20 protein-coding genes are annotated in these 22,061 nt (G+C 62.8%); 17 read left to right on the forward strand and 3 right to left on the reverse strand.

All coding sequences use genetic code 11. The features are described 5' to 3' along the window. The first annotated feature begins 6 nt into the window (after window positions 1-6). The 17 genes from ybeY (at window position 7) to O7A70_RS04480 (ending at window position 19,050) form a co-directional block, all read left to right on the forward strand. On the forward strand, window positions 7-513 hold the full coding sequence (gene ybeY, locus O7A70_RS04400; protein ID WP_337139254.1) for an rRNA maturation RNase YbeY: 507 nt from the start codon (window positions 7-9) through the stop codon (window positions 511-513). A gap of 27 nt (window positions 514-540) precedes the next feature. Further along, window positions 541-1,635: a hemolysin family protein gene (locus tag O7A70_RS04405; RefSeq protein WP_337106199.1), complete on the forward strand. Its 1,095-nt coding sequence runs from the start codon at window positions 541-543 to the stop codon at window positions 1,633-1,635. Between the two features lie 14 nt (window positions 1,636-1,649). Then, the gene (locus O7A70_RS04410; protein WP_337139256.1) at window positions 1,650-2,120 is read left to right on the forward strand and encodes a VOC family protein; all 471 of its coding nucleotides are present in this window, start codon (window positions 1,650-1,652) and stop codon (window positions 2,118-2,120) included. Between the two features lie 89 nt (window positions 2,121-2,209). Beyond that, window positions 2,210-3,802, forward strand: coding sequence for an apolipoprotein N-acyltransferase (lnt, locus tag O7A70_RS04415; RefSeq protein WP_337139258.1), 1,593 nt, complete (start codon window positions 2,210-2,212; stop codon window positions 3,800-3,802). Between the two features lie 137 nt (window positions 3,803-3,939). Further along, window positions 3,940-4,359, forward strand: coding sequence for a helix-turn-helix domain-containing protein (locus O7A70_RS04420; protein WP_027142040.1), 420 nt, complete (start codon window positions 3,940-3,942; stop codon window positions 4,357-4,359). A gap of 168 nt (window positions 4,360-4,527) precedes the next feature. Next, window positions 4,528-5,793: a methionine adenosyltransferase gene (gene metK, locus O7A70_RS04425; protein ID WP_140507658.1), complete on the forward strand. Its 1,266-nt coding sequence runs from the start codon at window positions 4,528-4,530 to the stop codon at window positions 5,791-5,793. Between the two features lie 26 nt (window positions 5,794-5,819). Further along, entirely contained in the window at window positions 5,820-6,521 is a 702-nt protein-coding gene (gene trmB / locus O7A70_RS04430) for a tRNA (guanine(46)-N(7))-methyltransferase TrmB (RefSeq protein WP_337139260.1), read from the forward strand. 356 nt (window positions 6,522-6,877) lie between these two features. Continuing rightward, the gene (rimP, locus tag O7A70_RS04435; protein WP_337139263.1) at window positions 6,878-7,525 is read left to right on the forward strand and encodes a ribosome maturation factor RimP; all 648 of its coding nucleotides are present in this window, start codon (window positions 6,878-6,880) and stop codon (window positions 7,523-7,525) included. A gap of 49 nt (window positions 7,526-7,574) precedes the next feature. Then, window positions 7,575-9,170: a transcription termination factor NusA gene (nusA, locus tag O7A70_RS04440; protein WP_337139265.1), complete on the forward strand. Its 1,596-nt coding sequence runs from the start codon at window positions 7,575-7,577 to the stop codon at window positions 9,168-9,170. Between the two features lie 38 nt (window positions 9,171-9,208). Beyond that, a complete protein-coding gene (locus tag O7A70_RS04445; protein ID WP_337139268.1) occupies window positions 9,209-9,859 on the forward strand; it encodes an RNA-binding protein in 651 nt (216 codons plus the stop codon). After that, window positions 9,856-12,438 carry a translation initiation factor IF-2 gene (infB, locus tag O7A70_RS04450; RefSeq protein ID WP_337139269.1) on the forward strand — a complete coding sequence of 861 codons (2,583 nt, stop codon included), beginning with the start codon at window positions 9,856-9,858 and terminating at the stop codon, window positions 12,436-12,438. The genes O7A70_RS04445 and infB overlap by 4 nt, the downstream gene beginning before the upstream one ends. Window positions 12,439-12,563: 125 nt before the next feature. Beyond that, window positions 12,564-12,974 (forward strand): 30S ribosome-binding factor RbfA, encoded by a 411-nt coding sequence (gene rbfA / locus O7A70_RS04455; protein ID WP_027142034.1) that lies wholly within the window; start codon window positions 12,564-12,566, stop codon window positions 12,972-12,974. Continuing rightward, a complete protein-coding gene (gene truB, locus O7A70_RS04460; protein ID WP_337106204.1) occupies window positions 12,974-13,954 on the forward strand; it encodes a tRNA pseudouridine(55) synthase TruB in 981 nt (326 codons plus the stop codon). The genes rbfA and truB overlap by 1 nt, the downstream gene beginning before the upstream one ends. A 45-nt stretch (window positions 13,955-13,999) precedes the next feature. Next, window positions 14,000-15,094 (forward strand): magnesium/cobalt transporter CorA, encoded by a 1,095-nt coding sequence (gene corA, locus O7A70_RS04465; RefSeq protein WP_337139270.1) that lies wholly within the window; start codon window positions 14,000-14,002, stop codon window positions 15,092-15,094. A 109-nt stretch (window positions 15,095-15,203) separates the two neighbouring features. Then, on the forward strand, window positions 15,204-15,545 hold the full coding sequence (rpsO, locus tag O7A70_RS04470) for a 30S ribosomal protein S15 (RefSeq protein ID WP_280940095.1): 342 nt from the start codon (window positions 15,204-15,206) through the stop codon (window positions 15,543-15,545). 279 nt (window positions 15,546-15,824) lie between these two features. Then, window positions 15,825-17,972, forward strand: a complete 2,148-nt coding sequence (gene pnp, locus O7A70_RS04475; protein ID WP_027142029.1) for a polyribonucleotide nucleotidyltransferase — start codon at window positions 15,825-15,827, stop codon at window positions 17,970-17,972. A gap of 67 nt (window positions 17,973-18,039) precedes the next feature. After that, complete coding sequence (locus O7A70_RS04480; RefSeq protein ID WP_337139271.1) at window positions 18,040-19,050, forward strand: class I SAM-dependent methyltransferase; 1,011 nt, start codon at window positions 18,040-18,042, stop codon at window positions 19,048-19,050. A 35-nt stretch (window positions 19,051-19,085) separates the two neighbouring features. Here the strand turns inward: O7A70_RS04480 and O7A70_RS04485 are convergent, their stop codons facing one another. The 3 genes from O7A70_RS04485 to fabI all read right to left on the reverse strand — a co-directional run bounded on the left by O7A70_RS04485 (window position 19,086) and on the right by fabI (window position 22,052). Continuing rightward, the gene (locus tag O7A70_RS04485; protein WP_337139273.1) at window positions 19,086-19,523 is read right to left on the reverse strand and encodes a hypothetical protein; all 438 of its coding nucleotides are present in this window, start codon (window positions 19,521-19,523) and stop codon (window positions 19,086-19,088) included. A gap of 46 nt (window positions 19,524-19,569) precedes the next feature. Continuing rightward, entirely contained in the window at window positions 19,570-21,114 is a 1,545-nt protein-coding gene (locus O7A70_RS04490) for a putative bifunctional diguanylate cyclase/phosphodiesterase (protein WP_337139276.1), read from the reverse strand. Window positions 21,115-21,239: 125 nt separating this feature from the next. Beyond that, window positions 21,240-22,052, reverse strand: coding sequence for an enoyl-ACP reductase FabI (fabI, locus tag O7A70_RS04495; RefSeq protein ID WP_027142026.1), 813 nt, complete (start codon window positions 22,050-22,052; stop codon window positions 21,240-21,242). Between the last annotated feature and the right edge of the window lie 9 nt (window positions 22,053-22,061).

Genomic DNA, 22,061 nt, shown 5'->3' on the forward strand with positions numbered 1-22,061 from the left:
GGCCTCATGCCTGAGGACAACATATCCGGAGGCGGGAGCCTTCCGGTTCCCGTCGAGATCGATATGTCGGTTGAAGCGGGCGACTGGCCCGATGAAGCAAGCCTGACGCGGCTGGTCGATCGCGCGGTTGACGCCGCCTTCGCCGAGACCGGTGTGACGGGTCGTTCCGAACTCAGCATTGTTTTTTCCGACGATGCCCATATCCGTAGCTTGAATGCGGACTGGCGCGGCAAGGACAAGCCCACCAACGTCTTGTCTTTCCCGGCTTTTCCGCATGTGAAAAGTGGTCCGCTGCCGCCGATGCTCGGCGACATCGTGCTTGCCGCCGAAACCGTGGCGCGCGAGGCGGCACTGGAAGACAAGCCGCTGGAGAACCATATCTGCCATCTCGTCATCCATGGCCTGCTGCATCTCATGGGTCATGATCACGAGACCGACGCCGAGGCCGAGGAGATGGAAGCCATCGAGCGCGCCGCGCTTGCAAGGCTTGCCATTCCTGATCCCTACGCGTAACTAAAAAGATCAATTGACCGGACGACGATGAACGACAAACCAGAGACTGCCGCCCGCCCCGATGCCGGCAGTGCGATCAAGGCTTCCGATACGTCGGAAGAGGGATCAAGTCCCAGTACCGTTACCGCTGGTGTTGCCAACACCGGCAGCGCCGCCATCGGCCCGTCGCCTGCCGGTCCCTCCCTGTTCAACCGCGTGCTGGGCCTGTTCCGGCAACGCAACGGCACCAGCTTGCGCGAGGAGATCGCCGGCGCGCTCGCCGAAACGACAAGCGATGTCGAATCCTTCTCGCCTGGCGAACGTGCCATGCTCAACAATATCCTGCGCCTGCGCGAAGTGCGCGTCGAGGACGTCATGGTACCGCGCGCCGATATCGAGGCGGTTGAGATCGCCACGACGCTTGGTGACTTGCTTGGCATGTTCGAGCAATCCGGCCATTCCCGCATGCCGGTCTATTCCGAGACGCTCGACGACCCGCGCGGCATGGTCCATATCCGCGACGTGCTGGCCCATATCACCAAGATTGCGCGCGTCAGGAAAGGCCGCACGACCCGCAAAACGCCCGTCGCCACGGTTCTCGATCTTGCCCAGGTCGACCTCGCGCGCACCATCGGGGAGCTCAACCTGATCCGCCAGGTCCTGTTCGTGCCGCCGTCGATGCTTGCTTCCGACCTGATGGGCCGCATGCAGACGACGCGCACGCAAATGGCCCTGGTCATCGATGAATATGGCGGCACGGACGGCCTCGTCTCGCTCGAGGACATCGTCGAGATGGTGGTCGGCGACATCGAGGACGAGCACGACGACGACGAGCCGATGATCACCCAGACCGGTGACGGCGTGTTCATCGTCGACGGCAAGGCCGAGATCGACGAGGTCGCCAAGATGATCGGCGAGGATTTCGCCGCGGGTGAACATGGCGAATATGTCGACACCATTGGCGGCATGATCTTCAACACGCTCGGCCGCGTGCCGGCGCGCGGCGAGGTGGTGCAGGCCATTCCCGGCTTCGAGTTCCATGTGCTTGACGCCGATCCGCGCCGCGTCAAGCGTGTCCGCATCGTGCAGAGCCAGAAGGGCGAGCGCCGCCGGCGCGCCACGGCGCGCACCGAACAGGCCTGAAAAGCTGCCGCGCCATGACGGTCGAGGACCCGTTCAAGCATCCGGTCCTCGGTTCTGGCGTATTCTACCGCGACCCGCGTGCGGCGCTGGATTGGCTCGAAGCGGCCTTCGGGTTCGAGCGCAGCATGGTGGTCAGCGATGCCGATGGAAAACTGGTCCATGCCGAGATGCGGTTCGGGGATGGCTACATCATCGTCGATTCCGAATGGGCCGATCACGTCGCGAGCCCCGCATCGGTCGGCGGCAAGAACACGCAGTCGGTCTATATCAGGCTGAGAGACGGCCTGGATGCACATTGCGAGCAGGCCCGCGCGGCCGGTGCTGCCATAATCCAGGAGCCGGCGGACCAGTTCTACGGCGAACGCCAGTATCGGGCGCGCGATCCTGAAGGCCATATCTGGACGTTCACGCAACCAATCCGTTCTGTTTCCCGTGAAGAAGCCGAGCGGTTGGGTGGCTTGCGCATCGAAGGCTGGCACCGGTAGAGCGCAGCCGGGTGATGGCGCCGGCGTTTGGATTGCAGGCCGCGGCCTGATAAATCTTGCGTCCTGATTCTAGCGACTCGGAAGTATTCATGGTGCGCCTTGCCGGTCGGATAATTCTGCTCTGGGGCTGGCGCCGCGCGCTGGTGGCCTTTTTCGCCGGGGTGCTGGCGGTGCTGGGCCAGGCGCCTTACGATTTCTTCGCCGCCTGTTTCATTTCGTTTCCGGTGCTGGTCTGGCTGCTCGACGGCGCGACCGGCGAAGCCTCCGGCAGCCTGTTGCGGCGCCTGCGGCCGGCCTTCGCCGTCGGCTGGTGGTTCGGCTTCGGCTATTTCCTCGCCGGCCTCTGGTGGATCGGCTCGGCGCTGCTGGTCGAGGCCGACGACTTTGCCTGGGCGCTTCCTTTCGCTGTGGTCGGCATTCCTTTCGCGCTCGCATTTTTCTATGGCTTCGCAACGATGGTCGCCCGGCTCCTGTGGAGCAGCGATATCGGCCGTATCGCCGGCCTTGCCTTCGGTTTTGCGCTGGCGGAGTGGCTGCGCGGCTTCCTGTTCACCGGTTTTCCCTGGAATGCCGTCGGCTACGCGGCGATGCCTGTACCTATTTTGATGCAGAGCGTCTCGGTGACCGGCATGATCGGCATGAACGCGCTCGCGGTCTTCCTTTTCGCACTGCCGGCGCTGCTGGCGACGCGCCGGCATCTTCGGCTGGGCGCCACGCTGTTTGTCATACTCGCCGCAGCCCATGTCGGCTTTGGCTATGTCAGGCTCACGGCCCCCGAAAAGCCGGCGACGCGCAGTCTCAATGTCCGCATCGTCCAGCCGGCCGTCGACCTGTCGGAAAAATGGGACGCCTCGGTGCGCGACCGCATCTTCGCCACCTTGCTGGGCCTGTCCGCCAAAGCGCCGGACCCAGGTCACGAAAAACCGCAACTGATTCTCTGGCCGGAAACCTCGGTGCCGTTCCTTTTCACCGAGCGCCCCGATGCCTTGACGGCGCTGGGCGACATGCTGGGCGACGGCCAGATGCTGATCGCCGGCGTCGTGCGTGAAGAGGGCGGCTCGGCAGCCAGCACCGACAGCCGCTACTACAACTCCGTTGTGGCGATCAACGACAAGGGCGAAATCGCCGATGCCGTGGACAAGGTCCATCTGGTGCCGTTCGGCGAGTACCTGCCTTTTGCCGACCTGCTCGGCCGTTTCGGCATCGAACAGCTCGTCGCCGGGCCGCTGACGTTCACGGCCGGCAACGAGCGTCATCCCATCGCGCTGCCGGGTGGCATTCGTGCCCTGCCATTTATCTGTTATGAGGTGATCTTTCCCGATCTGGTGGCAGTTGACGCTACGTCAGCGCAGCTTATTGTGAACGTTACCAACGATGCGTGGTTCGGCGACACGCCGGGACCGTATCAGCATTTCAGGCAGGCCCAGATTCGCGCGGTGGAGAACGGATTGCCCTTGTTGCGTGCTGCCAACAACGGCATCTCGGCCGTTGTCGACACGCATGGCCGCGTCGTCGATGCGCTGGCGATCGACGCGCGCGGGGTCATCGATGTGAAGGTGCCCGTTTCCGAACAGACGGTGATTTCGCCCAACCAGCGGCGCATTAACGGAATGCTGATCATGTTGCTGTTTGCGCTGGTGGGGCTGCTGTTGAACGTAAGGCAAAAGCTACGGGTGAATTGACAGTTGGCACATTAGAAACTCATACTGTACGGCCTGAAAATTTCTCGAAGCCGGTGAATCGTTCTGTTGGGGCAGTCGCCTCCGGCTTTGTTTGGGCAGGAAAAAACACAAAGCCGAAAAAATTCGGCGAGGAAAAAATGACAGAAGAAAACAAGAAGAAACCCAATCCCATCGATATTCACGTTGGAAGTCGGGTTCGGCTTCGCCGCAATATGCTCGGAATGAGCCAGGAAAAGCTGGGCGAGAATCTCGGCATCACGTTTCAGCAAATCCAGAAATATGAAAAGGGCACTAATCGCGTCGGTGCCAGCCGGCTGCAGGCGATAGCTTCGATACTCGGCGTGCCCGTCGCCTTCTTTTTCGAGGATGCGCCGGGCCAGGAGTTGACCGCCAACCGCGGCTTTGCCGAGGATAGCTCGATGGCGTTCGCCGTCGAATTCTGCGGCAGTCCCGAAGGGCTTCAGCTCAACCGGGCCTTTGTCAAGATCGCCGACGTCAAGGTGCGCCGCAGGATCATAGACCTGGTGAAATCGCTCGCCGAGGGCGATCTCGACTGATCGGCGGTGCGCTTCGCACCGGCGGCGTGCACCGCCGGTGGCACAAGATATCGCTTCCGACATTCAGGCCAGACCCGCGGCAACGCTTGACGAGCAGCGCTCCGCCCCGCTAACACGTGGCGCGCCAAAATCGGCAGCCTGCCGATCGTTTTTCAAGAGGGGACACCCGTGACGCGGCAGAACTACTTCTTTACCTCGGAATCCGTTGCCGAGGGCCATCCCGACAAAGTCTGTGATAGGATCTCCGACGAAATTGTCGATCTGGTCTATCGTGAAGCCAAGAAGACCGGCATGGACCCGTGGAAAGTCCGTGTCGCCTGCGAGACGCTCGCGACCACCAACCGTGTCGTCATCGCCGGCGAGGTGCGCGTTCCCGAGACACTCTTGAAGAAGGATAAGGCCGGCAACGTCCTCAAGGACGCCGCGGGCCATCCGGTCGTCAATCCGGCGAAGTTCAAATCCGTCGCCCGCAAGGCGATCCGCGAGATCGGCTACGAGCAGGCCGGCTTCCACTGGAAGACGGCCAAGATCGAGGTCCTGCTGCATGGCCAGTCGCCTGATATCGGCCAGGGCGTGGACAACGCCGCCGACCGTCAGGGCGAGGAAGGTGCCGGCGACCAGGGCATCATGTTCGGCTATGCCTGCCGCGAGACGCCGGACCTGATGCCGGCGCCGATCTACTACAGCCACAAGATCCTTGAGCTTCTGGCCGCCGCCCGTCACGAAAACAACGGCGAGGCTGGCAAGCTCGGGCCGGATGCAAAGAGCCAGGTCACAGTCCGCTATGTCGACGGCAAGGCCGCGGAGGCGACGCAGATCGTGCTGTCGACCCAGCATCTCGATTCGAGCTGGGATTCCAAGAAGGTCCGCAAGGTCGTGGAACCCTATATCCGCGAGGCATTGGGTGACCTCAAGATCGCTGACGACTGCATGTGGTACATCAACCCGACCGGCAAGTTCGTCATTGGCGGTCCGGACGGCGATGCCGGCCTGACCGGCCGCAAGATCATCGTCGACACCTATGGCGGCGCGGCTCCCCATGGCGGCGGCGCCTTCTCCGGCAAGGACACCACCAAGGTCGACCGGTCGGCCGCCTATGCGGCGCGCTACCTGGCCAAGAACGTCGTGGCGGCGAAGCTCGCCGACCGCTGCACCATCCAGCTTTCCTATGCCATCGGCGTCGCCCAGCCGCTGTCGGTCTATGTCGACCTGCATGGCACCGGCAAGGTCGATGAGGCAAAGCTCGAGGACGCGCTGCGCACCGTGATGGACCTGTCGCCGTCAGGCATTCGCCGTCATCTCGATCTCAACAAGCCGATCTACGCCAAGACGTCGTCTTACGGCCATTTCGGCCGCAAGGCCGGCCGCGACGGATCTTTCTCCTGGGAAAAGACAGATCTCGCCAAGGCGCTCAAGGATGCTGTCGCGGCCTGATCGCCACGACAGACCACGCGACCCAGATGAGCCAGCAAGACAGGCCAAGCCGTACGACCGAAGCCTTCTTCGGCCGTCGGCGCGGCAAGCCCGTTCGCCCGCAGCAGGCGGCGGCGCTGGAAAGCGGCCTCGGCGCCTACCGGCTCGATCTGACGGCTGAAGCGCCGTCGGAATTGCGAACCTTGTTCAAAACCGCGGTTTCGGCGGTTCGGCTCGAGATCGGCTTTGGCGGCGGCGAACATCTTCTGCACCGCGCGACCGAGGCGCCGACGATCGGCTTCATCGGCGTAGAACCCTTCGTCAACGGCATGGCCAAGATGATGATGGCGGTGCGGGCAGCGCCGCTGGCCAATCTCAGGGTCTACGACGACGACGCCACCCAGTTGCTTGACTGGCTGCCGCCGGCCTCGCTCGACGGCATCGACCTTCTCTATCCCGATCCCTGGCCGAAGAAGAAGCACTGGAAGCGGCGTTTCGTCAGCCCGGTCAATCTCGACCGTTTCGCGCGCGTCCTGAAGCCGGGCTCGAAATTCCGCTTCGCGTCGGATATCGACACCTATGTGAACTGGACCTTGCTGCATTGCCGGGCGCATGGCGCCTTCGCATGGCAGGCGGATGAGGCGGCGGACTGGCATCGCTGCTATGAGGGCTGGCCCGGCACGCGCTATGAGGCCAAGGCCATTCGCGAGGGTCGCCGGCCGGCCTATCTTACCTTCATCAGGACGTAAGCCCGCCCGACCGGCAACGGCTGCGGCAACTTGCCGGGAGCCGGGATCATCGACAAATCGCCGCGATCCCAGCGGCTCAATACATCCCTAACTTCTGCATTCTCCGGCCCTGTAGCCATGCTGTCCGTGCCATCCCCAGCCTCCATTGGCTGGGGATGAGAACCGGACAACTCATGTGCTACCTAATCCGGACAACTCATGTGCTTACGACAGGCCGGCACTGCGGGCTTGAAACACCAGCCCGGATCGTTTATATCGACCTCAAATTCTTGGTCGGGATGACGAAGAGTGGGTCCACCCGGTCCCGCTCTTTTTTATTACCTGCCGATAGGTTCGAAACGAACAACAGGCAATTGATGACTGCAACGGCAAGCGAAGGTGACGACCGCATCATCCGCGAAAGCGGCATCGATGCGCGCATTGCGCTGATCGTCCAGCCGGTGCTGCGCGGCATCGGTTTTCGCCTCGTGCGCGTGCATCTGTCCGGCCAGAACGGGCTGACGCTGCAGATCATGGCCGAGCGTGAGGACGGCACCATGACCGTCGAGGATTGCGAAGAGGTCAGCCGCGCGGTGTCGCCGGCGCTCGACGTCGATGATCCGATCGAAAAGGCGTATCATCTCGAAGTTTCCTCGCCCGGCATCGACCGGCCCTTGGTGCGCAAATCGGATTTCGTGACCTGGACCGGTCATCTGGTGAAGATGGAGACATCGGTCGTCGTCGCTGACCGCAAGCGTTTCAAGGGCAAGATCGCCGAGGCCGGTGAGAACGACGTGCTGATTGAGCGCGACAAGGCGGCCTATGGTGAGGAGCCGACGGTGCGCGTGCCCTATGACACCATTGCCGATGTCCGGCTGATCCTGACCGACGACCTCATTCGCGAAGCGTTGTCGAAGGACAACAGGGCGCGCAAGGAAGCCAAGAGACGCCGCGGTGAACCGGACGACGATGTGTCCGAGGGTGCGGAACTGGACGCCACGGAAGAACACGAACAGGAAATTTGATTGAGCTGCCGGGCGCAAAGGTCCGGCGAACAGGCTCGGGAGAAAGAACATGGTTGTAAGCGCCAACAGACTTGAACTGCTGCAGATTGCCGATGCGGTCGCGCGTGAAAAGTCGATCGACAAGTCGATCGTCATCGCCGCCATGGCCGATGCGATCCAGAAGGCGGCACGCTCGCGTTATGGCCAGGAGACCAACATCCGCGCCGACATCAACCCGAACACCGGCGAGATGAAGCTGCAGCGGCTGATGGAAGTGGTCGAGAAAGTGGACGACTACGCTACCCAGATCGCCATTTCCTCGGCCCGTGAGCGTAATCCCGATGCCCAGCTCGGCGATTTCATCGCCGAACAGCTGCCGCCGATGGATTTCGGCCGTATCGCCGCCCAGTCGGCCAAGCAGGTCATCGTGCAGAAGGTGCGCGAGGCCGAGCGCGACCGCCAGTATGATGAGTACAAGGACCGTATCGGTGAGATCGTCAACGGCACCGTCAAGCGCGTCGAGTACGGCAACGTCATCGTCGACCTCGGCCGTGGCGAGGCGATCATCCGCCGCGACGAGCTGATCCCACGCGAAAACTACAAATACGGCGATCGCGTCCGTGCCTATGTCTACGACGTGCGCCGCGAGCAGCGCGGCCCGCAGATATTCCTGTCGCGCACCCATCCGCAGTTCATGGCCAAGCTCTTCACCATGGAAGTGCCGGAGATCTATGACGGCATCATCGAGATCAAGTCGGTCGCCCGCGACCCGGGCTCGCGCGCCAAGATCGCCGTCATCTCGCGTGATAGCTCGATCGACCCGGTCGGCGCCTGCGTCGGTATGCGCGGCAGCCGCGTCCAAGCCGTCGTCGGCGAATTGCAGGGCGAGAAGATCGACATCATTCCGTGGTCACCTTCGGCCGCCTCCTTCATCGTCAATGCACTGCAGCCGGCGGAAGTCGCCAAGGTCGTGCTCGACGAGGATGCGGAGCGCATCGAAGTGGTGGTTCCCGACGATCAGCTGTCGCTGGCCATCGGCCGCCGCGGCCAGAACGTGCGCCTTGCCTCGCAGCTCACCGGCTGGGACATCGACATCCTGACCGAGGCAGAGGAATCCGAGCGCCGTCAGAAGGAATTCGTCGAGCGCTCGGCACTGTTCATGGAAGCGCTCGATGTCGACGAGATGGTCGGCCAGGTGCTGGCTTCCGAAGGCTTCACCAGCGTCGAGGAAGTCGCCTATGTCGATGCCGGCGAGATCGCCTCGATCGACGGTTTCGATGAGGATACCGCCTCTGAAATCCAGACCCGCGCCCGCGAGTATCTGGAGAAGATCGAGGCCGAGCACGACGAGAAGCGCAAGGTGCTGGGCGTTTCGGATGATCTGCGCGAAATCCCCGGCGTCACCACCGCCATGATGGTGACGCTCGGCGAGGACGGCGTGAAGACGATCGAGGATTTCGCTGGCTATGCCGCCGACGACCTCACCGGCTGGAAGGAACGCAAGGACGGCGAGACCAAGGTCTATCCCGGCGTGCTGGCCAATCACGGCGTTTCGCGCGCCGATGCCGAGCAGATGGTTCTGGCCGCTCGCCTTAAGGCCGGCTGGATCACCGAAGACGAGCTTGCGGCCGAAGAAGAAACGGCTGACGAAGCCGTTGGTGCGTGAGGTGAAACCGCATCGCACACAACCCGCCCTTGGACGAGATGAACGATCGCACCTGCATCGTCACCCGAAAACAGGCCGAACCGGATGAACTGATCCGGTTCGTCGTCGGTCCGGATTCGGCCGTCGTTCCCGATCTCAAGAGAAATCTGCCCGGCCGTGGTTGCTGGGTGAGTGCCGACCGCCTACATATCGAGAAGGCGGCGGCCAAGAACCTTTTTGCCCGCGCCTTTAAGGCACAGGTGGTCGTGCCGCCCGATCTCGGTGGCATGGTCGACGGGTTGCTCTCCAGATCCGCTCTGGGCATGCTGGGCCTTGCCCGCAAGGCAGGCGCGATTTCGCTCGGTGCTACCAAGGTCGAGAGCGCGGTGCGCGGTGGGCTGGCGCTTTTCGTGCTCCACGCGACCGAAGCGTCCGACGATGGCGTGCGCAAGATCAGCCAGGCGCGGCGGGCGACCGTCCATATCGGCGGCCCTTCCATCCTTGCCTACAAACTTTTCTCCGAGGTCGAGTTGAGCTTGGCATTGGGGGGTACAAATGTGATACATGCTGCCGTCCTCGCGGGAGACGCGGGTAAGGCGGTCCAGAAGCGCATGGTTGCGCTCGACCGATATCGGGGCGGAACCCCGGACGATCTTGCAATGCTTGCGGCCGTTGCTGACGAAGATGATGCCGCAGAGGATATGGAATGAACGATACGAAATCGGGCGACGACAAGACGTTGAGTGTTACACCGAAGAAGACCTTGACGCTGAAGCGCCCCGGCATGGAACAGGGCACTGTGCGCCAGAACTTCTCGCACGGCCGTACCAAGTCGGTCGTGGTCGAGACCAAGAAGCGCAAGTTCTCGCTGCCCGGCGACAAGCCGGAGCCGGCTGCGGCTCCGCCTGCGCCTGCGCCCGTCTTCACGCCGAAGCCGGCAGTCGTGGCGGCACCTGTCGTGCAGGAAGCGCCCAAGGCACCGCCCCCGCCGCCGCCTCCGGTCGAGCGCAGCGGCATGGTGCTGAACGAACTGTCGCGCAGCGAAATGGAAGCGCGCCGCAAGGCGCTCGAGGGCTCGAAGGTCCGCGAGGTCGAAGACCGTCAGCGCGCAGCCGACGAGGCCAAGCGCCGCGCCGAGGACGAAGAGCGCCGCAAGCGCGAACGCGAGGACTCCGCACGCCGCCAGGCCGAGGAAGAGGCCCGGTTGCAGACCGAGGCCGAATCGCGCCGTCGCGCCGAGGAAGAAGCACGCCGCCGCGCACCGCAAGCCGCTGAGTTGGCGACCGCCGACGAGGAGGAAGGGGCCAAGCCGAAGCGGGCGACCGCCGGTGCACCGGTGCGCCGCCTGGTCACGCCCGAAGTGGCACGCCCGGCCAAGCCCACCAAGAGCGAGGAAGACCGCCGCCGTGGCAAACTGACACTGAATTCCGCGTTGTCCGACGAGGATGCGCGGGCCCGTTCGCTGTCGTCGATGCGTCGCCGCCAGGAAAAATTCAAGCGCGCGATGCACAATGAACCGCGCGAGAAGGTCATGCGCGAAGTGATCCTGCCCGAAACCATCACCATCCAGGAATTGGCGCAGCGCATGTCCGAGCGTGCTGTCGACCTGGTCAAGTACTTCATGAAGCAGGGCCAGATACTGAAGCCGGGCGACGTCATCGACGCCGACACGGCCGAGCTGGTGGCCACCGAATTCGGCCACACGGTCCGCCGCGTCGCCGAGTCCGATATCGAGGAAGGCCTATTCAATATCGCCGATCGTCCGGAAGACCTCGTGTCTCGTCCGCCGGTCGTCACCATCATGGGCCACGTCGACCACGGCAAGACGTCGCTGCTCGATGCGATCCGCAACGCCAATGTCGTTTCCGGCGAGGCCGGCGGCATCACCCAGCATATCGGCGCCTATCAGGTCGAGAAGAACGGTCAGAAGATCACCTTCATCGACACGCCCGGCCACGCCGCATTCACGGCGATGCGCGCCCGTGGCGCCCAGGCCACCGACATCGCCATCCTGGTGGTGGCGGCCGACGACAGCGTCATGCCGCAGACGATCGAATCGATCAGCCATGCCAAGGCTGCCGGCGTTCCGATCATCGTGGCGATCAACAAGATCGACAAGCATGATGCCGATCCGCAGAAAGTGCGCTCGGAACTCTTGCGTCATGAAGTCTTCGTCGAATCGATGGGCGGTGAAGTGCTGGACGTCGAAGTGTCGGCGACCAAGGGCACCAATCTCGACAAGTTGCTCGAAGCGATCCTGCTGCAGGCCGAAATCCTCGACCTCAAGGCCAACCCCGACCGCACCGCCGAGGGTGTCGTCATCGAAGCGCAGCTCGACAAGGGCCGTGGTCCCGTCGCTACCGTGCTGGTGCAGACCGGCACCTTGATGCCGGGCGACATCCTTGTCGCCGGCAACGAATGGGGTCGCGTGCGCGCGCTGGTCAACGATCGCGGCGATCAGATCAAGGAAGCGCCGCCGGCAATGCCGGTCGAGGTGCTCGGCCTTCAGGGAACCCCGCAGGCCGGCGACCGCTTCGCCGTGGTCAACAACGAAGCCCGTGCCCGCGAGATCACCGAATATCGCCAGCGTCTGGCGCGCGAGAAGGCGGTGGCCAGGCATGCCGGCCAGCGCGGCTCGCTCGAACAGATGATGTCGCAGCTGCAGACGAGCGGGTTGAAGGAATTCCCGCTGGTCATCAAGGGCGACGTGCAGGGTTCGATCGAAGCGATCAATGCTGCCCTGGACAAGCTCGGCACCGATGAAGTGCGTGCGCGCATCGTCCATTCCGGCGCCGGCGCCATCACCGAAAGCGACGTCTCGCTGGCGGAAACGTCGGGTGCGGCGATCATCGGCTTCAACGTGCGCGCCAATGTGCAGGCGCGTGCCGCGGCCGCGGCCGCGGGCATCGAGATCCGCTACTACTCGATCATCTACAACCTTGTGGATGATGTGAAAGCGGCTCTGTCGGGCCTGTTGTCGCCGGAGCGTCGCGAGACCTTCATCGGCAATGCCGAGATCCTCGAAATCTTCGACATCACCAAGGTCGGCAAGATCGCCGGCTGCCGTGTCACCGAAGGCAAGGTGGAACGTGGCGCGGGCGTACGCCTGATCCGCGACAACGTCGTCATCCACGAAGGCACGCTGAAGACCCTGAAGCGTTTCAAGGACGAGGTTTCGGAAGTCCCTGGCGGCCAGGAGTGCGGTATGGCCTTCCAGAACTACGAGGACATGCGCGTCGGCGACGTCATCGAGTGCTTCCGCGTCGAGATGGTGACCCGCACACTCTGAGTTCGAGTGGCTCGTCGATACCGGGCGGTGGTCGAAAGACCGCCGCCTCAGTGCTATTGAGAATGACCGTTTGAGACATGCGGCACGGTCCCATCCCGCGCCGCACGCTTTCAGGATTGAGAAAAATGCCCCGTTCCACGACATCAAGTCCATCCCAGCGCATGCTGCGCGTCGGCGAGCAGGTGCGCCATGCGCTCTCCGAAACCTTGCAGCGTGGCGAGATCATCGACCCGTTGATTGAAAACTCGGTTGTTTCGGTCTCCGAAGTGCGCATGTCGCCCGATCTCAAGATCGCCACCGCCTTTGTTTCTCCGCTCGGCGCCAAGGACGCCGACGCGGTGATCGAGGCGCTGAACAAGCATGCCAAGTTCGTGCGCGGCCGCGTCTCCGGCGCGCTCAGGCAGATGAAGTACATGCCGGAATTCCGCTTCCGGCTGGATACGTCCTTCGACAATTTCGCCAGGATCAACGATCTGCTGAAATCGCCCGAAGTGGCGCGCGATCTGGATAGCGACGACAATAAGGAAGAAGAATAATGGCGCGTCGCGGCAAGAAAAAGGGCCGGCCGGTCTCCGGCTGGGTGGTCCTGGACAAGCCGGTCGGCATGGGCTCGACCGAGGCCGTGTCCAAGATCAAATGGCTGTTCCAAGCCGAAAAGGCCGGCCATGCCGGCACGCTCGACCCTCTCGCCTCCGGCATGCTGCCGATCGCGCTCGGCGAAGCCACCAAGACCGTGCCCTACGTGCAGGACGGCGCCAAGGTCTATCGTTTCACCGTTGCCTGGGGCGATGAGCGTTCCACCGACGATCTTGAAGGGCCGGTGACGAAGAGCTCCGAGCTGCGTCCGGCGGAAGCCGAGGTGCGGGCGCTGCTGCCGAAATACACCGGCGTCATCATGCAGACGCCGCCGCAATTCTCGGCCATCAAGATTGCGGGCGAGCGCGCCTACGACCTCGCCCGCGAAGGCGGGACGGTCGACATACCCGCGCGCGAGATCGAGATCGGCCGGCTCGATATTGTCGAGCACAAGCCGGACCAGACGATTTTCGAAGTCGAATGCGGCAAGGGCACGTATGTGCGTTCGCTGGCCCGCGACATGGGCCGCGACCTCGGCTGCTTCGGCCATATCAGCGAGCTGCGCCGGGTCGAGGTTGAGCCGTTCACGCCGGAGGACTTCGTCACCATCGCCGAACTCGAGGCCGCCCGCTTCGGCGCGCAAGGCGAGGACAAATCGGACCCAGAAGCAGATCCTGCTGACGCGGTGGAAGTGCCGATCGACTTCGGCGCCATCGACGGGCTTCTCGTCGACACGTCAGCGGCGCTCGACTGTCTGCCGCAGATCGCCATCAGCGATGACGCGGCGACAAAGATCCGCCTCGGCAATCCGGTCATCATCCGCGGCCGTGACGCACCGGTGGAGGCGGAAGAGGCCTGCGCGACGTCACGCGGCAAGCTGGTCGCCATCGGCGCCATCGAGCAAGGCATGTTCAAGCCCAAGCGGGTCTTTGCCGGGTGATGCCACTCATCTAATGTCGGTATGACATTGCGGCAGGGGGCTTCCATGGCAAAGGCTGACACGGTCAAAAAGCGCGCGCCGGTGAAGACGAGGCGGCCGCCTGTCGGCGCCTCGCCGGGCACATTGATCGCCGATCCGGCCGCGCGGCGCTCCGAATTGCGGCTGACCCTGATCTCGCCGCAGAAGTTCAAGACGATCGAGAATGCCAGCATCGACGATGTCGAGGTCAATTGCCGGAAATGGCCGGTCATCTGGCTCGACTGCACCGGCCTCGCCAACATCCAGTTGATCGAGGAGATCGGTCGCATCTTCAGCCTGCATCCGCTGGCGCTGGAGGATGTCGTCAATACCGGCCAGCGGCCGAAAGTCGACTTCTTCGAGGATCACGCCTTCGTCGTCATGCGCATGATCGACGATGTCACGTCGCATCGCTACGAACAGATCGCTCTCTTCCTCGGCGAGAACTTCGTCGTCACCTTCCAGGAACGCGAGGGCGATCCGTTCAATCCGGTGCGCAAGCGCATCGAGAGTTCGGCGCCCAACCGGTTGCGCACGCGCGGCGCCGACTATCTCGCCTACGCGCTGATCGACGCCATCGTCGACAGCTATTTTCCGCCGATCGAGGCTGCCGGCGACCTTGTCGACAGCATCGAGGACCAGATGTTGCATTCGACGCACAAGCACCAGATGCGGCAGCTGCACGAATTGCGGCGCGATGCCAACGTCCTGAAAGGCGTGCTGTGGCCCATGCGCGATGCGCTGGCCACCCTGATCCGTAACGACGTGGCCTATGTCGGAGCCGAGACCAAGGTCTTCCTCAACGACACGCTCGACCATTCGCTCAGGCTGATCGAACTGGTCGAGACCCAGCGCGACATGCTGACCGGCCTGATCGAAATGCACCTGTCGCTGAGCCAGGCCCGCACCAACGACGTCATCTCCTATCTCACCATCGTCTCGGTCATCTTCATGCCGCTCACCTTCCTGGTTGGTATCTGGGGCATGAATTTCGACCCCGCGAGCTCGCCATGGAACATGCCGGAGCTGAAGGCGTACTACGGCTATCCGTTGTCGCTTCTGTTCATGGCTGCCGTCGCTGTCGGGCTGATTGCATTCTTCAAATGGAAGAAATGGCTTTGACTGGGATTAAACCTGCCATTTGAGCGTCAAAAGCCGGCTTGTGAATTGGGCTGGTGTTTTTCGGGAAATTGCACTATATGCGCCGCAGCATAGCGCCTTGACGCCTTGCATGCACGGCCCCTGCTGGACGACATCCCGGCTGTGGGCGACCCGTTTCCTCAAACAGATAAGGAAAAACACGATGTCGATTACTGCCGAGCGCAAACAGGAATTGATGGGTGAATTCGCAACCGCCAAGGGCGATACCGGTTCTCCGGAAGTCCAGGTAGCCATCCTTTCCGAGCGCATCAAGAACCTGACCGACCATTTCAAGGACCACAAGAAGGATAACCATTCCCGCCGTGGTCTGCTCGCTCTCGTGTCCCAGCGCCGCAGCCTGCTTGATTATCTCAAGCGTAAGGACGACACGCGCTATCAGACACTGATCGAGAAGCTCGGTCTGCGCCGTTGACGAATTGACCGGCGGACTTTCCCAGGGAAGTCCGCCGGTCACGCATTCTGCCAGTCGTATCGGCTGGCCAGACCCGGTTTCGAGCGTGCAGAGGGCCACTCGAAACCGCCCATGGACGGTCATGGGGCAGGATTGCAGGACGCTCGTGCGCGCTCGTCGCGCTTAAATCATCCGAGCTTCCCGTTGTCTTGCCCGTGGCTGCCCGAGAAAGGAAGCCAGGGAAAGGGCATCCGCGCACCGTGAAACGGCGCGCCCCTTTCCGCTTATTAAGGACAAGACATGTTCAATCACCATAAAGTGGAAATCGAATGGGGCGGCCGTCCGCTCATCCTCGAAACCGGCAAGATCGCGCGCCAGGCTGACGGCGCGGTGCTCGCCACCTACGGCGAGACCAAGGTTCTCGCCACCGTCGTTTCGATGAAGGAGCCGAAGCCCGGCCTCGACTTCTTTCCGCTGACCGTCAACTACCAGGAAAAGACCTATGCCGCCGGCAAGATCCCGGGCGGCTATTTCAAGCGCGAAGGCCGTCCGAGCGAAAAGGAAACGCTGGTTTCCCGCCTCATCGACCGCCCGATCCGCCCGCTCTTCGCCGCCGGCTACAAGAACGACACCCAGATCGTCGTCACCGTCGTCCAGCATGATCTCGAAAACGATCCGGACATCCTGTCGATCGTTGCCACCTCGGCCGCTCTGACGCTCTCCGGCGTTCCGTTCATGGGCCCGGTCGGCGGCGCCCGCGTCGGTTACATCAACGGCGAATATGTGCTGAACCCGCATGTCGACGAGATGCAGGAATCCAAGCTCGACCTCGTTGTCGCCGGCACCGCCGACGCCGTGCTGATGGTCGAGTCGGAAGCCAGGGAACTTGGCGAAGAGCTGATGCTCGGCGCCGTCATGTTCGGCCACAAGGGTTTCCAGCCGGTCATCGACGCCATCATCAAGCTGGCCGAAGTTGCCGCCAAGGAGCCGCGCGACTTCACCGCGCCGGATTATTCCGCGCTTGAGGCCGCGATGCTGAAGATCGTCGGCGACGAACTCAGCGATGCCTACAAGAACGTCGACAAGCAGAAGCGTTATGCCGCCGTCGACGCCGTCAAGGCGAAGGTCAAGGCAGCGTTTGCCCCCGCCGAAGGCGAAGACGCCAAGTACACCTCCGAACAGATCGGCTCGGTGTTCAAGGAGCTCCAGGCCAAGGTCGTGCGCTGGAACATTCTCGACACCGGCTCGCGCATCGATGGCCGCGACCTGAAGACCGTGCGCAAGATCGTCTCCGAAGTCGGCGTCCTGCCGCGCACCCACGGCTCGGCGCTGTTCACCCGCGGCGAGACCCAGGCGCTGGTCGTTGCCACGCTCGGCACCGGCGAGGACGAGCAGTATGTCGATTCCTTGACCGGTATGTACAAGGAGAAGTTCCTCCTTCACTACAACTTCCCTCCCTACTCAGTCGGTGAGACCGGCCGCATGGGGTCGCCCGGCCGCCGCGAAATCGGTCACGGCAAGCTCGCCTGGCGCGCTATCCGTCCGATGCTGCCGAGCGCTGACCAGTTCCCCTACACGCTGCGCGTCGTCTCGGAGATCACCGAGTCCAACGGTTCGTCGTCGATGGCTACCGTCTGCGGTACCTCGCTGGCGCTGATGGATGCCGGCGTGCCGCTGGCCAAGCCGGTCGCCGGCATTGCCATGGGCCTGATCAAGGAAGGCGAGCGCTTCGCCGTGCTCTCCGACATCCTTGGCGACGAGGATCACCTCGGCGACATGGACTTCAAGGTTGCCGGCACCGAAGGCGGCATCACCTCGCTGCAGATGGACATCAAGATCGATGGCATCACCGAAGAGATCATGAAGATCGCCCTCGGCCAGGCCAAGGACGGCCGCCTGCATATCCTCGGCGAGATGGCTCATGCCCTGACCGGCGCCCGTCCCGAACTCGGCGAGTTCGCGCCGCGCATCGAGGTCATGCACATCCCGACCGACAAGATCCGCGACGTCATCGGTTCGGGCGGCAAGGTCATCCGCGAGATCGTCGAGAAGACCGGCGCCAAGATCAACATCGAGGATGACGGCACGGTCAAGATCGCTTCCTCGAACGCCAAGGAGATCGAGGCGGCGAAGAAGTGGATTCACACCATCGTTGCCGAGCCGGAAGTCGGCGAAATCTACGAAGGCACGGTCGTCAAGACCGCCGACTTCGGCGCCTTCGTCAACTTCTTCGGTCCGCGTGACGGCCTCGTCCACATCTCGCAGCTTGCCAACGACCGGGTCGCCAAGACCTCGGACGTCGTCAAGGAAGGCGACAAGGTCTGGGTCAAGCTGATGGGCTTCGACGAGCGCGGCAAGGTCCGCCTGTCGATGAAAGTCGTCGACCAGGCCACCGGCAAGGAAATCGCGCGCGAGAAGAAGACAGAAGGCGAAGAAGACGCCGCCTGAGCGATCTGACGGCAAATGAGGCGGGCGCGGCTTAGGTCGCGCCCGTTTTTGTTTATGGAGCACGGCTATGTCCGCTGAAGCGCTGAAGACGCTTTTTCATCCGTTCGATGCCGAGGCTGTTTCCCCACCGCGCAAGGGCGAGCACATCCTCTTCATTGGCGCCGAACCCGGCCTGCGCTTGCCGCCGGCTTTCGAGGCCACGCTCAATCTCGTACAGGGCTTCCGGCCGTATTTCCGTGCGCTGCAGGCGGCGGGCTTCACGGTCACGCCGCAATCGACCGGCGACCGTTTTGATGCCGCGCTCGTGCTCGCCGGCCGCCATCGCGGTCAGAACGAACTGCGCATCGCCGAGGCTTTCGAGCGCGTGGCCGAGGGTGGATTGATCGTCATTGCCGGTGGCAAGGAGGATGGCATCGCCAGCCTGCGCAAGCGCGTCGGCGATCTTGCGCCGCTTGATGGCCACATGCCGAAATATCACGGCATCGCCTTCTGGCTGCGCCGCCCGGCCGACACGCAAGCCGCCGCCGCGCTTCGCGCCGCCAATCCCGCCTTGCTGGTTGGGGAGCGGTTCCACACCGCGCCCGGCATGTTCTCCTTCGATCGTGTCGATGCCGGTTCAAAACTGCTGGTCGAGAACTTGCCCGGCGATCTGCGTGGCAGTGCGGCCGATTTCTGCGCCGGCTGGGGCTATGTGGCGGCGGAGATGGCCGCCCGCTCGCCGGGCTTGTCGGCCCTCGATCTTTACGAGGCCGATTTCGATGCGCTGGAGGCGGCCAGGGGCAATCTCGGCAACACCGTGGCGCAGGGCTTCTTCTGGATGGATCTGCTCGCCGAGCCTGTCGAGCGCCGTTACGACGTCATCGCCATGAACCCGCCCTTCCATCGCAGCCGTGCGGCGGAGCCGGAGATCGGTGCCGGCATGATCCGCGCGGCAGCCAAGGCCCTGAAGCCCGGTGGACGCCTGTTCATGGTCGCCAACCGGCAGCTTCCTTACGAGCCGGTGCTGTCGGCCGCCTTTGCCGGTCATGCGGAGCTTGCCCGCGACGGCATGTTCAAGGTGTTTGCCGCGCGTCGCTGAAGCGCGTTGGCGATGGCTGGCGCTGCCTTGCCTGATCAGCCGATGTCATTTGCAAATTTGCTGAAGAAGACGCCGGCTATAGCGGAAATTGCGACGCTTGGAATGGCGGCTATTGCGAGCACGCCCGTAAGGTCGATGTAGTGATCCCACGCGTCAGGTGGAGGGGGAGGAGAGACGAGCGCCAGTCCTCCCCACAAAACCACATTCAGCAAGGCACAGCCGACAAATCCAATTACCCATGCTTTTCTGGTACGGGGTCGAAGTGAAGCAAGCGAGACAAAGACACCGAGAACGAGCAGCCCAGGACCATGGCTTGCAGCGTACGCGGCCGAAAAATCCGATATGGCTAGGCTTCGAGCCCAGGGCCGAACCAATGCAAGCAGCAAGAGCGCGCTTGGCACGGAGACCATCATTGTGCCGAGACAGCCGTAAAGAAGGGGATATTGCTTCAATAGAATTTTATACTCCGGCATCACGAAATCTGAACAAGGCGACGAGGGCGTCGGATTTCGGTGGCCTTCAATGCAGGTTGGCGACGCGCCTCATGTCGTCGGCGACATGCCCGTCGCCAACGCTAATCTTGAGCGGTGCTGGCCGGCCGAACAGGTAGCCCTGCACCACCTCGCAGCCGGCGGCCCGCAGCAGCGTCGCCTGGCTTTCGGTCTCGACGCCTTCGGCGATGATGCTGACGCCGAGCGCCCGCGACAACCCGACAATGGTCGACACGACCGCGCCGGAGCTGGCATCGGTATCGATGCGGCTGACGAAGGAACGGTCGATCTTCAGCTTGCCGAACGAGAAGTCGATCAGATAGCTGAGATTGGAATAGCCGGTGCCGAAATCATCGACGGCGACCGAGATTCCCATCTCGGCAAGTTCTTTCAAGATGATGGCCGCGCGGTCGCGGTCCTGCATCATCGCCGTCTCGGTGACTTCCAGTTCCAGCCGTGACGGCTTGATGCCGGTGGCCCGCATCGTGTCGCGCACAATGCCGACGAAGTCCTTGGTCATGAACTGGACCGGCGAGATGTTGACGGCGACGAAACAGTCGTCAGGCAGATGGCGGGCATCGCTGCAGGCCTTGCGCAGAACCCATTCGCCGATCGGGTTGATCATGCCGGTCTCCTCGGCGATCTGGATGAACTCCATCGGCGGGATCATGCCGCGTTCGGGATGCTTCCAGCGGATCAATGCCTCGTAGCCGACGATGCGGCCGGTCGGGAGATCGAGCTGCGGCTGATAGTGCAGGTCGAAATCGCCGCGTTCAAAGGCGCTATGCAGCTCGGATTCGACCCATTGGCGATGATCGGCCACGCGTCCCATCTCGCTGTCGAAGACCGACCAGTTGCCAACCCCTCTGGCACGCGCATTCTGCAGCGCCAGGTTGGAGCGCCGCAGGATAAGGACCGGATCGATACCGTCCTTGGGCATCGCCACGATGCCGACCGACAGGCTCACCGATTGCTGGTGGCTGCCGAGTTCATACGGCTCCATCATCTCGTCGATGAGCCTCTCGACCATGCTTTCCAGGGTTCCCTGGATCAGATGGTCCGGGATGAGCACCGCGAACTCGCCGGCCCCGATGCGGCCGATCAGGGCGCGCGCGGGCACGCAGTCGTGCAGCCGCCTGGTGAAGGCGCGGATCAGTTCATCGCCCTGGGTGTAGCCGATAGCGTCGTTGATCTGCTTGAACCGGTCAATGTCGATGTCGATCAGGAACACCGGTTCCCCGGTGCGGCTTGTCGCGCATGCCGCCTCGGCGATCTTGCCGACCATGGCCGGGCGCGCCAGCAGTCCGGTCAGCTTGTCGAAATGGGTTTCGTTGAAGACGAAATCCGCCGATTCATCGATGCCGGCGAAGAAGGACATTGCCGCCACCGATGCCGCCAGCGCGCAAAGCGCGGCCATGACCGACACCATCATATCAGCCGATATGCCGGCAAACCCGTCGCCGAGACCGTGCTTCAGGCCCCAGATGCCGAGGACGAAACTGCCAATGCCCGAACTTGCTATCGTGAGCAGTCGGAACACGGGTGTTCGCTTCGGGTTGCTGATGCCAGGCATGAAAAGGTCCCCAGATGGGGAGCTCTATAGCGGAAATCCTCTTAAAATGAGTTTCCGCGAATGAATCCAATTTTACTGGAGAGGATTATTTTCTTTACTGGCAAAGGACCCAACTTGGGGACGCTTCAGTCACGCCCGCCATCCGTCTGCTTCAACTCATCGAGTGTCGGCATCGAGACGATATGATAGCCGGAATCGACATAGTGGATTTCGCCGGTGACACCGGAAGCAAGGTCGGACAGGAGATAGAGCGAGGAGCCGCCGACCTCGTCGATCGTTACGGTCCGGCGCAACGGCGAGTTGCGCTGCTGGTAGGAGAACATGTGGCGGGCGTCAGAAATGCCGGCGCCGGCCAGTGTGCGCACCGGACCGGCCGAGATGCCGTTGACGCGGATGCCGCGTGGGCCGTAGTCGTTGGCGAGGTAGCGCACGCTGGCCTCGAGCCCAGCCTTGGCGACCCCCATGACATTGTAGTTCGGCATGACGCGGACCGAGCCGGCATAAGTCAGCGTGATCATCGAGCCGCCGGCAGTCATCAGCGGCGCAGCGTTGCGCGCCACTTCGGTGAAGGAATAGCAGGAGATCACCATGGTGCGGACGAAATTGTCCCGGCTGGTGTCGGCATAGAGGCCTTTCAATTCGTTCTTGTCTGAAAAGCCGATGGCATGGACGACGAAGTCCAGTCCGCCCCATGCCTTGCCGAGCGTCTCGAACGTGGCGGCGACCGAAGCGCTGTCCTCGACGTCGCAGGGAACGACCAGCGAAGCGCCGAGCTTGTCGGCGAGCGGCTTGACGCGGCGGCCGAAAGCCTCGCCCTGGTAGGTGAAGGCGAGTTCCGCCCCATGTTCGGACAATTTCCGGGCGATGCCCCAAGCAATCGAATGATCGTTGGCGACACCCATGACAAGCCCGCGCTTGCCCTTCATCAATCCGTCCATGGCCGGCAA

This window comes from Mesorhizobium sp. Cs1299R1N1, from assembly GCF_037179655.1.
GTDB lineage: Bacteria > Pseudomonadota > Alphaproteobacteria > Rhizobiales > Rhizobiaceae > Mesorhizobium > Mesorhizobium salmacidum.

Excerpts from the sequence above, each read along its gene's own strand:
- O7A70_RS04405 (WP_337106199.1), top strand. The coding sequence starts at position 541 with ATGAACGACAAACCAGAGACTGCCGCCCGCCCCGATGCCGGCAGTGCG.
- O7A70_RS04480 (WP_337139271.1), top strand. The coding sequence starts at position 18,040 with ATGTCCGCTGAAGCGCTGAAGACGCTTTTTCATCCGTTCGATGCCGAG.
- pnp (WP_027142029.1), top strand. The coding sequence starts at position 15,825 with ATGTTCAATCACCATAAAGTGGAAATCGAATGGGGCGGCCGTCCGCTC.
- rbfA (WP_027142034.1), top strand. The coding sequence starts at position 12,564 with ATGCCCCGTTCCACGACATCAAGTCCATCCCAGCGCATGCTGCGCGTC.
- O7A70_RS04485 (WP_337139273.1), bottom strand. The coding sequence starts at position 19,523 with ATGCCGGAGTATAAAATTCTATTGAAGCAATATCCCCTTCTTTACGGC.
- truB (WP_337106204.1), top strand. The coding sequence starts at position 12,974 with ATGGCGCGTCGCGGCAAGAAAAAGGGCCGGCCGGTCTCCGGCTGGGTG.
- O7A70_RS04420 (WP_027142040.1), top strand. The coding sequence starts at position 3,940 with ATGACAGAAGAAAACAAGAAGAAACCCAATCCCATCGATATTCACGTT.
- corA (WP_337139270.1), top strand. The coding sequence starts at position 14,000 with ATGGCAAAGGCTGACACGGTCAAAAAGCGCGCGCCGGTGAAGACGAGG.
- rpsO (WP_280940095.1), top strand. The coding sequence starts at position 15,204 with ATGCACGGCCCCTGCTGGACGACATCCCGGCTGTGGGCGACCCGTTTC.
- trmB (WP_337139260.1), top strand. The coding sequence starts at position 5,820 with ATGAGCCAGCAAGACAGGCCAAGCCGTACGACCGAAGCCTTCTTCGGC.
- O7A70_RS04445 (WP_337139268.1), top strand. The coding sequence starts at position 9,209 with ATGAACGATCGCACCTGCATCGTCACCCGAAAACAGGCCGAACCGGAT.
- O7A70_RS04410 (WP_337139256.1), top strand. The coding sequence starts at position 1,650 with ATGACGGTCGAGGACCCGTTCAAGCATCCGGTCCTCGGTTCTGGCGTA.
- fabI (WP_027142026.1), bottom strand. The coding sequence starts at position 22,052 with ATGGACGGATTGATGAAGGGCAAGCGCGGGCTTGTCATGGGTGTCGCC.
- infB (WP_337139269.1), top strand. The coding sequence starts at position 9,856 with ATGAACGATACGAAATCGGGCGACGACAAGACGTTGAGTGTTACACCG.
- rimP (WP_337139263.1), top strand. The coding sequence starts at position 6,878 with ATGACTGCAACGGCAAGCGAAGGTGACGACCGCATCATCCGCGAAAGC.
- lnt (WP_337139258.1), top strand. The coding sequence starts at position 2,210 with ATGGTGCGCCTTGCCGGTCGGATAATTCTGCTCTGGGGCTGGCGCCGC.
- O7A70_RS04490 (WP_337139276.1), bottom strand. The coding sequence starts at position 21,114 with ATGCCTGGCATCAGCAACCCGAAGCGAACACCCGTGTTCCGACTGCTC.
- ybeY (WP_337139254.1), top strand. The coding sequence starts at position 7 with ATGCCTGAGGACAACATATCCGGAGGCGGGAGCCTTCCGGTTCCCGTC.
- nusA (WP_337139265.1), top strand. The coding sequence starts at position 7,575 with ATGGTTGTAAGCGCCAACAGACTTGAACTGCTGCAGATTGCCGATGCG.